Source organism: Bradyrhizobium sp. SUTN9-2 (assembly GCF_003122645.1).
Classification (GTDB): domain Bacteria; phylum Pseudomonadota; class Alphaproteobacteria; order Rhizobiales; family Xanthobacteraceae; genus Bradyrhizobium; species Bradyrhizobium yuanmingense.
The window spans coordinates 6,876,700-6,889,341 of the sequence record NZ_LAXE01000001.1 but is presented as its reverse complement, the minus strand read 5'-3'; the positions used below and the strand labels follow the sequence as shown (position 1 = coordinate 6,889,341).

Below are 12,642 nucleotides of genomic sequence, written 5' to 3'. Positions count from 1 at the left end.
GTCTGTCAAGAGTCGTACTGGCCGTAAGCTCTCCGCAGCCGCTCGCGGTGACCCTCGTCGCTTGCTGCTGGCGGCGGCGCGAATGCGTCATTGGCAATTGTCTTTGGGCGCATAGGATGATGTCGGGTAAGCCAAGCATCAAAGCCGGTGCGTTCCCATTTCAGCGGTCCTCGCTCGCTGATCGGCGAAGGCAAGCCATCGCGCTGGTGCCTGAGGCGGCGCGTGCGATAGAATGCATCCAGAGAGACGCCAATCGCCGCTGCGACCTCGGTCGAAGAATAGGGTGGCTGCATGCTCTCGGGACGCAAATGCATAATGCCTCACCGCTCTTGGCCTTTTGACCGGAGCCTTGGTGAAGCAAAATGAGCAGATAAGACTACAGCAGAAAAGCATTCCCCATCGCGCGGAGGGAATTCGGCTTCTTTGGAGTACGAATAGGATGCCCCGGTGCTAACATGTTCGACATTCGTCCGTCGCTTTCGCGGATTAGTGTAACTGCTGCGGCGAACGAACCGCGCAGCACGAGGGCGCCGATTTCCCTGACCAGTCAGCGGACTCGAACGTGCAACTAGACGTTATGAGAGGCGGTATAGCGATTGGCTTCGTTGATTTTGCTGATTGTGTTTGAATCTGATCACGTTCGTTGCGCTTCGGCTGGGTCGTCTCTGGTGCGGTAACGCCTGCCTATGCAAACGAGCCGGGCCTGACGCAAGGTCTCCATCGCAGGATTTTCAGCGATGATCATCACGCGGATCGACTTTACCCTCTCAAGGCTGAAACAGGGGTTCGATTCCCCTAGGAAGCGCCATAAAATTCAATGACTTAGATCGGTTTTGCAAAAGTCGTCGAATATCCGTCGAATAAGCACCGGCGAACGTCGGCGAACTCCGCCGCGCGCTATTTGGCATGCTCAAGCACTGCTCATGCCCGCTTCCATTGCCGGCTCAAGTGCGTTGCTTCCGACACGTTGACGGACCGATCCGCACGAGCAGTAAAGTCACCTACGCGTGGATGTGTTCTTCGATTCGAACGGCAGTGACATCCGCAGCGATATGCAGTTTGTTTTAAGGGTACGCGAAGCGGCGCTCGTGGCTGCCCCTCTAGGTCGGGAAACACAACTCACCGATAAGGCTTGGCGCATTAAGCGAGTAATCAAGTGGCATCCATTGATCGATACGTAGTTGAACGGAACGCTACCCAGGTTCGCACAGCCTTCGCTGGCATCGTGAAGCTCGCCAAGGAAAAAGGCATCACACGCGTAACCTTGATTGTACCGAAAAAAGGAGGCTGGGAGCATACCATCGTTGGTGAATTTCTCGGGGCAGCCGTAGCCAAGGCGCTTACGAAGGGGCAGTCAGTTGCCCTCGCCGAGGGCATTACGCTGGTGTTGGAAGCCCCCAGACGTTTCGGCCTACTGCTGCCCAAGGGCTTCTTGTCGGCGTCCATATCTCTACAAAGGATATGGCTAAGCTGGACGATGCGTGGGGCGCGCAGGCCATACTCTTTCTGCCTTGGTCGGATATCGAATCCCAGGAGTGGAAAGCCACGTGGCATCCGACAACCTTCGGCCAGAAGGGACCCGAAGCTCCGGCAAGTACGCTTTCGGAGTCCGTTCAAGATGCGCTTGTCCGCTTAACGGAGTCCATCAACTTGGGTACGGGCCTCAACCACCCCTCTGATAAAAAACATGCTGAACGGACGTTCGACAAGCTTCGTTCCGAGGGGCACTCATTTGACCCGATCGAGGTGCGGCGGTGGGCACAGCGTAACAACTGGAGTTCTAACGCTGCGGCCGATTTGGAGGCGGTTGCGCGAAGAAGAGCAAACTAGAAGTGAACGTTTAGAACTGACGAATGGTGACTAGAGAGAGATGCGCTCCATTTGTATGTGGCGTTCCGCCTCGTCCAGAAGCCAATCGATCTGCGCATCGCCTTCGTCAAGATCGATGTCATTCGCCTTCGCGTGCTCGTAGCCGAGCATGTCTCGCGCCTTTTGCTTCGAGTATCCCATTTCCATCAACTCCTTCATCTCTCGGAAGGCGTCGTGAGCGTTCGTTCGGTGCTCAAAATAGTCGTCGATAGCATCAACGAGTGACCGGTTGCCGAGCGCAAGCATGATTGCGTTTTCCCAATCGACGTCATGAGGCACATGTGGCGTCGCGATGCCGACGAGAAGGCGCACATTGTCTATTGTGAGGTTGTTTTCAGTTAGCCCGGGCTTGCGTCGCTTGACCTCGGCGACGATGTTTCTGCAGTCCTGACAGACGAGCTTGTTGGTGTGAGAACCGATGACGATCTGGCTCGTAGCACGAGTCCTGCGACGCCAGAGGCTATCGTTATCGTCTTCCGGTTCGAACTCGCAGACGCGATGAATGTGGGCCGTCCATAGTCCCCGGTTTGATTTCCGGCAAATTTCACGTTTCGAGCGATCACAACACGGACAAGACCATTCATTGCCCGCCAAAACCCACGCCCTGTGCTCCTGCTTTTGACGATCGATCTCCGCGAACTCTGCATCGCTCGGAACATCCCCGCGCGGCTTGCGCTTGGGCTTGGGCGAATTGCCTGCGCTGTCATTGGACGTTGATCGCGCTTCTATCGTGTGCGCCAGACCAGCACGGCCATTGTCGGGTGAAGCGCGCAGAAAAAGATCGTAGATGATGTCACGATCCTGCATATATGAGATAAGCCGTTCGCCGGCAGCCACCTGCCGGCGATGGCGGCCCGAAGCGATTCGTTGTGCCATGCGTCTCGTGAAATCGAGCCGATCCGCAACATCGTCTTTGGCGAGAAGCCATCCGGCCTCAGCCTTGTCGAGATCGATCTCATGGAGGCGATTTGGAGCGACGCCAATGAATGATGCGATCTCGGCCGGTGTAAAGGTAAAGTCGCTTTCAATCGTTTTCGCCAGTTCCAGCTTGGCGCGGCCTTCCGCCAGGTTGCAGTCGATGCAGATTAGCGTCTGTTCGAAACGCTCAACAAGGAGCATGAGCGCATTCTCGGCTCGACCAACCTGGATGGTGGTCTCCCGATCCTTGCCACGAGGCCTGTACTCCTGGAAGATTCGCTTGGCACGATCGACCAGGTGGTCGTGGTGATACTCAAGCCGACAAAGCAGGACCCCGCCGCTGCTCACACGCGCAATATGTGCTTTCCCGCGTTGGCAGCATGGACAAGTCCAATGTTCCCGCGTCGACGCCCAGCCGCGATTGAGATCCAGCTTGGTTGCTGAGAATTGTGCAAGGAGAGCCTTTGTTTGCGTGCTCCAACGCCCATCACGGAACGGCGCAAGTGCCGCGAGTTCTTCGTCCGCCAACCGAGTGATATCCGGGATCGCGAGCGTGACGATGTAGCCATCGTCTTTCTCTAATGGCCCCATGGTCCTAATGCCTCATCCTAGATCTGTACCGGCAACTTCACCTTTGGTCGCCGCTGACCTGCCGACATCGCGAGGTTTCGGTGCCTTGCAATGATCCGAAGCGTAGCTGCGCTGTGATGAAACAGCCGGAAAGCCTCAGCAACGGCGGTATCGACGAAGGTTGTGGTAGTCTGCGCATCCGCCGGCAAGGTCAGTGTTCCGTCGGGCGCACCGTGCTGCCAACCGCGGGCGGCGCGAAAAGTTATGACCAACTGCCCAAAAGTTGGATAAGCATGATCCAAATGAGCATCGGGGAATGCGAGCAACTCGCCGGAGAGGTCGCACGGGACACGGCCCCCATTATCCGCAAAGGTGGCGAAATGGCGTTTCTTCGCCGCCAGGAGATCAGCCGCCACAGCGGCACGGCAGGCATCATAGAACTCTTGCGCGTTCGACTTCGGTTGGCCCTTTACGGCCTGAATGTAACTGAAATCGGTTTCGCTGCCGTCAATCCGACGTACCCAAAAACCCGGTGTTGAGAAGCCCTCGCCAACGTTCTGACGCCGAAAAAAATAGTCTATTCCCAGCCCAATCTTGGCCGGCCCGTCGACGATGACTCCATCATATCGCTCCAGGAGGGCGACAAGATCATCGTGATCGAGATAGTCTTCGACGATTTGTTCGTCGGCATGGCGCCTAAGCATGTCCTTGAAGTGATCGAGAGCGGCGGTTTGCGCCTTCCAGAATCGGCCGTTCGGAAGAGAAACAGATTTAGCCATGGTATCGAAGCCTATTCTCAACGCGCGTCGTCAATGCAGAAATGGACGCGGACGGTCGTGACACCCTGTCCAATATTGCCCGAAAAGCTCTGCCGAATGGTCGTCAGCCCAGGTTGTACATTCAGGGGATCCCCAACCCTTAAGAGCCGGTAGATTTGATCATGGTATAAGCCAGCGATGATTCGAGGGAAGCGTTTCGCCACAATTTTTCTAGGAATCTGGAACCGTGCAGGTCATCGATATTCCCGAAACAGCCCTGACGGTGAAGCCGAACTACACTGAGCGGCCGGACCTTACCGTCGTTGCGGAGATCAAGGCCCACATAAAGCAAACCGGCGCGCCGCATCTTTGGCCCGGGCACACGCATACAAAGCCACCGCGAGGTGCCATCGTTCGCTATCTCGGAGAATTCGACCTGCCACCATCCCATGCTGGCCCACGTAACAGGGAGAGATGGGCGCCCTGCCCATGCTGCAAGCCCTATACACCCTGGTATTACAAGGACGGTCGAATCGCTTGGTTCCCTGAAGAGCGAGTCATTCGCAACATGGGAGGCGATTGCTTCAAGTCAATCAACGCCTCAGGGCATGCGGAAGCCGAACGACTCTTCCAGGAGGAGGAAACGGAGCGCAGGAACGAGGCCTATCTGTTGAGGTGCTTGCCACAGGTGCCGGAAGCGCTTGCTGCGATCGAGCAGAATGCGCCAATCATCTCCGAGATCGATCGGGTACGTTTTATTCTTTCCGACCGAATGACACGCACCATCGGTTTTGATCTCTGGGCGCATCTACGATCTGACGGAGTACTGCGTTATGAAGTGACGAGAACCGAACGACGGGTTGATCGCTCGGGCAACGAGAGTACTGCGACAGTTTACGACCTCGAGCGTTACGGGCCGCTCGCAGGATTCGAAATGCTCAAGCCGAACGTTGTGCCAATAGCGGAACGGGTCGAAAGGTTTGCGTCTAGGCTTCGGACGTTAAATTTCGGAGAAAGTAGCGCCGACGCCGTTGCGCGGATGGACCAACAGGAGCGGACGAGAGCAGCCAAGACCATTGGGACCATCCCCGACATCAATGAGCTGATCTCAGAGGCCGAAACCGTGCGACAGATGCTGTCGCCGCTCGCTCTCGGGAGCCTCAATGGGTGGGGCCGGACGCCTGGTGCTCCTGCCAAAATCTACATCTCCCTTTCGGATGACAGGACACAACTATTCCTCGGCAACACTAAAGAAGATGCGCGAGCTGTAAGGATAAACATCGCCTTTTTCAACAACATGCGGCGGATGCCGGCGATAAGCAGGCTAACGCGGCAATTTGAGTAGCACGGCGCCGCGTGCGCGCGATGCGGCAATTGCACACGCACTATGGGACGGGTAACGAAGGAGGGCGCGTCGTGGCGGGATATTTCCGAATACGGCAAATTCGAAGCCCGATCCGGCGGCATCATTCGCAAAGGAAAACGCTGCAGGGACTTGGGCTCAACAAAATTGGCCGCATCGCGACGGTGCCCTTCAATGGCTCAATCTGGGGAATGGTTCAGAAAGTAAGACATCTGATCGATTTTCCTGACCAAGATTTGCTCGAAGCGCACCGCTTGATACTGCCGCAGCCCATTGATGAGGCGGCGGATGAAGCGCTCATGCGCCAGCTTCTCTTTAAGGGGCTGGGGCTTGAACTCGTTCGCCTGCCCGAGGGTAACGCAAAAAGCCCCGACTTCAAGATTCTCAGGAATGGAGAATTACTGGGCTACTGTGAGCTTAAGTCCCCGCGCGATGATCGCGTTTTCGCGTTTCCCAACGATCTGAAGCCAGGTGAAATCCGGCAGAACGTCCGTGAAAACCCGACCGCGCATGCGCTTGCACGCGTGATTGAAAAAGCCGCCACCCAGTTCGATGCCGTGAATCCGGATCATGCGCAGCCCAATATCCTGGTGATTGTCAGCCACGCGCGTCTCCGCGGGCCAGTCGACCTGCACCTCGCGATCGCGGGCATGCCCACTCCGGAGGGAGGTCGCGGCTTCCTTTTAGTCGATCCGAATGAAAAGGATTTCACCAAGGCCTGGGCCAAACAAAGAAAGCTGTGGCAAGACGCACGACGGATTGATCTGTTCTTCTGGATCGATGCGCACACCCGCACGGTTCGCTATATCGTCAACAATGACGGCGCCCGACGCAAGGAAGCTTGCGATGTTATGAATATTTGCGGTTAGGGTACGAAGATTGTCTTCAACTCGGTGGCAAGATACGAACCGCGTTCGGTTTGTTGCACTTGGCGTGACACAAGGTCGGAAGGCGCGTTCGGCTCCATTTTTGATGGTGGTCCTTTAAGAGCGATCAGCGGCCTTGCCGGGTAATAGCAGAGCGCGAACGGAGCTACGGTCAATCAACCTGGAAAATTTCTTGTAGTTCTGGTGGTCCCGCTGCCAACGGCCGGCTACCACGGTTACAGGAACTAGCGCTCGCGCCGATACCGTCGTGATATCATCGAAGCTCGAATCCGGGCTCCAGACGACTTGCTCCAGGATCGAAGAAGGAATCAGAGACTCTTGGGCAAGTGCGTCCGCTTGCTGCTCTCGCACATCGTCACTGATAATCTCCATGTCGTCAACGAAGGTCGTATGTCCATCAACCAGGGCTTCGTAGTGGAGACAGATATGGGAGAGCTCATGGAGGAGTGTGAACCAAAAATTATCTGCCCGATCATAACGTAGTGTAAGACCGACGACCGGTGCATTCGTCGATGTGACCATCGCCGCGCCATCGAGGAACGTGCCGGGGAGCGAGGGCATCACGATCACGGCAATGCCTAGATTCGAAAGGCTGTCGAGCGCACGCTTTATTCCATCTATCTTGGAGCTTAGCTTTGCAAGTCTCCGTAAGGTTGCTCGGCTGAACTCAGATCGATCGAATATGTTGGCGAGCGTCAAGGCTTCCGCGCGTTGCAAGACAGCAGCCTGCCAAAGTAAGAGCGCGCCTTGATCAGTCTTTGAGGCCGCTCGTTGCGTACGGGTCTTGCGAAGCAGGGCCGATGGAACGGTTTGCTGAAGCGAGGCCGGGATGAAGTGGGATATTTCCTCTCTGTCGAGCGAGAAACCAAGCGTGTTTAAATGCCGGATCGCGCTGCCGGAGATCTCGTCGACGCTTTCAGTTTTTCTCGGCCGGGCGACTAGCGAGGCGTACGGGATTCCCAACCCCTCGTGAAGCGAACGGATCATGTCGATCGACAAGCTCCGTTTGCCTGTAAGGACTTCCGATACTCGCGCCCTTGATCCGATAAACGGCTCCAGCTGACGGGGGGTGAGCCCTTTTTCTTCCATTCGAAATTTGATCGCTGCAATTGGATCCGGTGCGTCAACCCGCGCGAACTTTTCTTCATACTGCTCGATCAAGGTCGTCAGGACCTCGATCTCGTCATCGAACTCGCCCGAATTCTTAGCCAGCAAGCTAGCGAGGCGAGCCTTCGTCGCCGACAGATCGGAAGCATTGCGGATCGGCTTGATGGTCACGATGCTCTATTCCAAGGTTGAGTTTGGATGCGGTGCCGGGCGGCGGATAAATCAATGGCCAGCAGCATGACGACGCCGATGCGGAAATCGATCAGGGTGCGGATACGGAGCGCCGAAGGCAGCAGGTAGAAGGCCACCCACGGCAATACCGACACGTCGACGTGTTGGAAATCCGCAGCAAGCGCCGTCGCTGAGTCCCATTGCCCAGACTTCACCTCCGCGACCCAAGCCTTTACGGTATTATCGTAAGCCGGCGAGCCGGCCAGAAACGCCGCCACCTCGGTTTGTCCCACGAATCTCATAACAATCTCCTAGCTCCCATTTTGGGAGCTTTTTTGTTGACGGCAAGGTCAAAATAGTCCACGCTCCCAATACGGGAGCATTCATATCTTGCCGGGCCGCAACCCAAGAGTTTATGGAGACCACTATGCGTCGCATCACGATACTTGGCCGGAACCTGACGGACGAAGAGATCGAGCAGATCAAGCGTCTCGCCGAAGACGCGGGCATGGCTGGTGATGAGATCGAGGTGGTCGACGCCGTCGGCGAGCCCGATCCCGACTGCGAAGACGAGATCGTGGTGATCCTGGCCTCGGCGGACACCTGCACCGATCCGGCTATTGAGGCAGACCTCGCGACCACGCAGCGGGGCGGGCGCCGCGCCGTTTGCGTGTGGCCCGAAGACGCGGCGCCTGACGCCCAGCCGTCGGACGCCATGAACAAATACGCCTACTCGATAATCGGCCCCGATGCTGCGAAATTCCGCGTCGTTGTTACGGAAGAAGACCAGCACTGTTTTGAAGGACCCAACGGTCAGCCCCTGCCCAAGCCTAAGACGGAGCGCAACCTGTGCGTCGACGAAAAAGCGAAAGCGTCATGACCCTGTTCTCTTATGTAATCGAGCACGATCTCGGCTTTGCGCCCAATCCCTTTCACGGTGTCTGCACACTTGCGTGCTGCAAGCCGCAGATCCGCAAGATCGCCAAGGTGGGTGATTATATCCTTGGCACCGGCGCCGTCGATCCGAAGCTGGCCGGCCATCTCTGCTACTGGATGCGGGTCGACGAGGTCATAGGCTTCGATGATTACTGGCAGGATCGCCGCTTCCGCCGCAAGAAGGCGGTGATGAGTGGCTCGACCGTTCTTCGCTACGGCGACAACATCTATCACCGTGACGGCGGCGAGGAGTTCGTCCAGGAGGACTCCTTTCATAGTCTTGAAGACGGAAGCCTTTCTCTCGGCGATCTCCACCGCGATACCGGCACCACCGACCGGGTGCTGATCAGCCGCGAATTCGCCTATTGGGGCCGGCTCGGCATCAAGATTCCCGATCATCTCTCTTTCGTGCTCAAGAAAGGGCCGGGGCACCGCTGCATCTTCACCGACGAGCAGATCGCGCAGGTCATGGCGTGGCTGCAGACCTTGCCGCAGCGCGGCTACATCGGCGAACCCGCCCATTGGCAATTTATCGGCGCGAAAAAGCCGCGCGCGAAGAAGGCCGCCAAGGCTAAGGCGGTCAGCGCATGAAGCCGGTCGATTACGCGGCCTTCGTCGAGAGGACCAAGCAGTTTGCGGGCAAGCCCGTCGATGAACAGCGATCGATCGCACTCTACGGTTTGGTGAGCGAGATCGGCTCGCTGGTCGCGGCGGTCAAAAAGAAGATCTTGTCTGAGGGCGGCGAGGGGCCGCATTGGGACCAGCCCAACGACGAGATCACGGAGGAGCTGGGCGACTCGTTCTGGTATTGCTACTCGGCCGCGCAGGTGATGAGCGGCGGCTATGTCGATATTCTTTCCCACAACATCACAGCGATGCGCACCGAGATCGGCGGCAGCGACGACCGCGCCCACATGATCGAGCGTTCGCTTGATCCCGCCAACCGGGAAGCCTTCCTTGACGGCGCCGCGGCATTTCCGCTCGCCGACGGCTATAACTTCGATGACTACCAGCGGCTTGCCTACAAGACCGCACGCACGGATGGCCGCGTTCTACTCGAAGTGTGCCTTGCGCTTCTCTGGGCAGCACGGCGCCGAACTAATGCGGACCGTGTTGCCTGCTTCCGAAGCCGCACTGCATACGAACGTGGCAAATGGGGAGCCGACCATTGTTCTTGGCGGTGTCGCCTGGCATCTTTCGGCAATCGCGAGCCTTTATCACCTTTCGCTTGATGAAGTTATTGCATCGAACTGCCGGAAGGTGCAGTTCCGGTCGGAGCGCGGCGCGCCAACGCCGCTGCATGATGCGGATCGCGACGCAAAGGAACAGTTCCCGCGCCAGTTCGATGTTGCCTTTGTGCGCATCGGCCCGCAGAAATCCCGGATGTATTTTGAGGGCAAGCCGCTCGGCGATGATCTGACGGATAACTATTACGAGGACGACGGATATCGGTTTCACGACGCCATCCATCTGGCGTTCATTGGACATCTCGGCTGGTCTCCAGTCGTGCGCGGGTTGATGAAGCGCAAGCGCAAAAGCCGCGATGACAAAGTTGATGAAGAAGAAAAAAGTGGCCGCGCCAAGGTCGTCGAGGAGTTGGTGATCAAGGCTATCCACTCAGAAGGCGACCGCCAGGCCAAAGCCGCCGGCCGGTGTATCGTGGGCACGCCGACGCGCCTGTTCCCCGAACGTACGCTGATCAATTTCAAGCTGTTGAAGACGCTCCGTGCCTATGTCGATGGACTCGAGGTCGCCAAGAATACGTTCTGGGAATGCGAAGACGCGATCTACGACGGCTGCGATATGTTCTTCCAGCTTTCCAATGAAAAGCAGGGCACGGTGCATATTGATCTCGACCGCCGGACCCTTTCCTTTTCTCCGACCGTGTGCCCCGGCGTTCAGGGCATCAGCGTCGGCCTCGGCATGGGTTCAGCGGAATTAAGGGTGCAGGCGAGCGATCCGGTGCTCGGAGCCGCCGAACGGGAGTGGGCGATGCGGGATAACCGGTGCGCGGAAACCGCAGCCGCCAAGCGCGCTGTTCTCGATGCGCTGGGATTGGACCAGAACTCTACCGAGCTCTGGTCTGAAATCGAGGTGCGGCTTGGCACCGGAAACCTCGTCTACGTCAAGGCGAAAAAATCTATTCAGCAGCGCGCATGGAAGTTGAAGGCCGTCGATTACAAAATCGCCTTCAGCCGGGATACAAACAGGGTCACCTGCACCGCGACAGCCATTGCCGATATACACGATATGGCCACTTGATACAGCGCCCTATCGAGCAGCGATCTTCCACTTCGGCGGATAGAACGGCTCGGGCAGGGGGCCCGTGGGTTCGTATTTCTGCTTGATGCGCGTCCTGCCCGCTACGCCCAGATAGTCGGGAAATGCCACACGCGCGTATTTTGAAATCTCGCAAAAGAGATTTTGGCAGTCGATAAGCTGAAGGCGCCGGCCCCAAAGCTTCGGAAAATCGATGTCGAGCTTCTCAAAATGCTCTTCCTGATGATCGAACATGTAGCGAATGACATCGGAGGATCTCACCGTGTCCGCACCCAGGAAGCATTTCGAAATGCCATCCAGTGCACCCGGCCCCGCCATAACGAACTCGTCTTCCCCGAAATTGGTCAGCTCGCTGTAGTTAAAGTCGGTCACATACTGATAGGCGAGGAACGGTCCCATGAAGGGCACCGTCCGCAAAAGGGCGAAGGCGTCCGCCATTGTCTTGCAGTCGGACAGCCTTTCCGGATACCGCTCGGCAAAAAGATACTCGATCATCCGAAGGTGATTGCGATGCTTGAGCTTGTGTCCGAACACACTGCCGCCGGATGGCATGATGTATGCGGCCGAGTAAATGGTCTCTCCCGCCGTCATCCGGTTCGTCAACAGCTTGTCGTAACGCGCGAAGTCAAACTCTTCCCATGTGATCTTGCCGACGGCCGCCTCCAGACGCTGCCAGGTCTCGATCTTGTTGAACAATTTGAAGAGGATCGTGCGAAAGAAGACGTTGCGCGCATCAGACGGCAGGTCGGGTCGGTAGATGACGTTGCGCAGGAGGTATTGGCTCACGCGGTCAGAGGCCCGATAGGCGTTCGTGAACTTGAACAGTTTCAGAACCGGATCGGTCGTGAGCGCACCAGACATCCCTTCGAGGCGGCGGAAGAAGATCCGCTGCCGCTCGGCCGCGAACTCCCAATAGGCGTCAAAGACCGGCGTCGTCCGCAATTGGTTATTGCCGATCGCCACGACGATACCGCGGTGGCGCTTCGCTGCCGGCGGATCAAGCGGAAGCCGGGGGGCGAGTTCAGTAGGCATCGCATCTCGAATCTGTGCTTCTTGGCACTCTTGTCTCGCATAACCGTGCTTGCGCTGCCAGAGCTTCAACGCAACCTGTGTCTTTTTTCCGTACGGCGTTGTTTTGATGCCGCTGCTCGAGCTCTTTAAAATCACTCCTGGTGGTCGCAAGGTGAGGACCTTTGCAAAGCGCGAGACCTAAACTTGGCGCACGTGGAGTGAGTGCACGCGCTCGATGAGCGCCTCGGTTTTGTCCAGCCACTGGGTTGCCTCCTGCGAGGTGTCGGCGGTGCGAAGTCCCGACGCCAGACGTTCAAGCGCGGGCAGTAGGCGGCTGAGAAGTTCCTGAAGGTCGACCTCGCTGTCTTCGTCAAGCGCCAGGTTCTCGGTAAGATGGGCAACCCCCTTGTTGATCTTCTCGCGCTCGTTCCCGGTAAGAAACGTCTCGCCTATACCGGCCAGCACACCCGGAACGTCGATGCCAAAGTCGCCCGCAACCAAGTCATCCGGTTTTGACTTGGCCCCTCGAAGGAAATCATCGAGCTTTCGCAAGGCGACAAAGCTCATCAGGCGTGTTGCCTCGGCCATCAGCTCGGCGCCTCTGTCCAAGCCCGCGACGATGTCTTCTTCATCGAAGAATTTGGCGAAGTCTTCACACCATATCGTGAACACACAGCAGTGGTCGATGCATTCGCAGATCGTCGCAATCTGGGCGGATCGTTTGTCCATCGCCACTCGTCTCCCCGAACCAGAAAAGAAAATCGCCGCGCTG

General features: G+C 57.3%; 12 protein-coding genes and 1 pseudogene. 7 read left to right on the top strand and 6 right to left on the bottom strand.

Annotation, left to right across the window (positions count from 1 at the left end; genetic code table 11):
- The first annotated feature begins 1,461 nt into the window (after nucleotides 1-1,461).
- On the top strand, nucleotides 1,462-1,830 hold the full coding sequence (locus tag XF30_RS31960) for a DUF1889 family protein (protein ID WP_109144899.1): 369 nt from the start codon (nucleotides 1,462-1,464) through the stop codon (nucleotides 1,828-1,830).
- A 30-nt stretch (nucleotides 1,831-1,860) separates the two neighbouring features.
- On the opposite strand, the gene XF30_RS31955 is transcribed toward XF30_RS31960, so the two are convergent.
- Together XF30_RS31955 and XF30_RS31950 are read right to left on the bottom strand one after the other, a co-directional pair.
- Nucleotides 1,861-3,378, bottom strand: a complete 1,518-nt coding sequence (locus tag XF30_RS31955; protein WP_109144898.1) for a hypothetical protein — start codon at nucleotides 3,376-3,378, stop codon at nucleotides 1,861-1,863.
- A 17-nt stretch (nucleotides 3,379-3,395) separates the two neighbouring features.
- On the bottom strand, nucleotides 3,396-4,136 hold the full coding sequence (locus XF30_RS31950) for a DCL family protein (RefSeq protein ID WP_109145933.1): 741 nt from the start codon (nucleotides 4,134-4,136) through the stop codon (nucleotides 3,396-3,398).
- Nucleotides 4,137-4,362: 226 nt separating this feature from the next.
- Between XF30_RS31950 and XF30_RS31945 the strand changes: the two genes are divergently transcribed.
- Nucleotides 4,363-5,460, top strand: coding sequence for a hypothetical protein (locus XF30_RS31945; RefSeq protein WP_146207765.1), 1,098 nt, complete (start codon nucleotides 4,363-4,365; stop codon nucleotides 5,458-5,460).
- A gap of 71 nt (nucleotides 5,461-5,531) precedes the next feature.
- Nucleotides 5,532-5,711: pseudogene (rpmD, locus tag XF30_RS39640) on the top strand (50S ribosomal protein L30); the annotation flags it as partial.
- 750 nt (nucleotides 5,712-6,461) lie between these two features.
- On the opposite strand, the gene XF30_RS31935 reads toward rpmD, so the two are convergent.
- Nucleotides 6,462-7,643 (bottom strand): ImmA/IrrE family metallo-endopeptidase, encoded by a 1,182-nt coding sequence (locus tag XF30_RS31935; RefSeq protein WP_109144895.1) that lies wholly within the window; start codon nucleotides 7,641-7,643, stop codon nucleotides 6,462-6,464.
- Nucleotides 7,640-7,945: a type II toxin-antitoxin system HigB family toxin gene (locus XF30_RS31930; protein ID WP_109144894.1), complete on the bottom strand. Its 306-nt coding sequence runs from the start codon at nucleotides 7,943-7,945 to the stop codon at nucleotides 7,640-7,642. Before XF30_RS31930 ends, XF30_RS31935 begins: the two co-directional genes overlap by 4 nt.
- Before the next feature lie 125 nt (nucleotides 7,946-8,070).
- Here XF30_RS31930 and XF30_RS31925 point away from each other — a divergent pair, with 125 nt between their 5' ends.
- The 4 genes from XF30_RS31925 to XF30_RS31910 are packed head-to-tail and all read left to right on the top strand — an operon-like array spanning nucleotide 8,071 to nucleotide 10,841.
- Complete coding sequence (locus XF30_RS31925) at nucleotides 8,071-8,523, top strand: hypothetical protein (RefSeq protein ID WP_146207764.1); 453 nt, start codon at nucleotides 8,071-8,073, stop codon at nucleotides 8,521-8,523.
- Nucleotides 8,520-9,170: an Nmad2 family putative nucleotide modification protein gene (locus XF30_RS31920; RefSeq protein WP_158284433.1), complete on the top strand. Its 651-nt coding sequence runs from the start codon at nucleotides 8,520-8,522 to the stop codon at nucleotides 9,168-9,170. Before XF30_RS31925 ends, XF30_RS31920 begins: the two co-directional genes overlap by 4 nt.
- Entirely contained in the window at nucleotides 9,167-9,811 is a 645-nt protein-coding gene (locus XF30_RS31915; protein WP_109144892.1) for a nucleoside triphosphate pyrophosphohydrolase family protein, read from the top strand. The genes XF30_RS31920 and XF30_RS31915 overlap by 4 nt, the downstream gene beginning before the upstream one ends.
- The gene (locus XF30_RS31910) at nucleotides 9,726-10,841 is read left to right on the top strand and encodes a MazG C-terminal domain-containing protein (RefSeq protein ID WP_158284432.1); all 1,116 of its coding nucleotides are present in this window, start codon (nucleotides 9,726-9,728) and stop codon (nucleotides 10,839-10,841) included. Before XF30_RS31915 ends, XF30_RS31910 begins: the two co-directional genes overlap by 86 nt.
- A gap of 9 nt (nucleotides 10,842-10,850) precedes the next feature.
- On the opposite strand, the gene XF30_RS31905 is transcribed toward XF30_RS31910, so the two are convergent.
- Nucleotides 10,851-12,026, bottom strand: coding sequence for a nucleotide kinase domain-containing protein (locus XF30_RS31905; RefSeq protein WP_244609055.1), 1,176 nt, complete (start codon nucleotides 12,024-12,026; stop codon nucleotides 10,851-10,853).
- Between the two features lie 42 nt (nucleotides 12,027-12,068).
- Nucleotides 12,069-12,599, bottom strand: coding sequence for a hypothetical protein (locus XF30_RS31900; RefSeq protein WP_109144890.1), 531 nt, complete (start codon nucleotides 12,597-12,599; stop codon nucleotides 12,069-12,071).
- Nucleotides 12,600-12,642 lie beyond the last annotated feature (43 nt).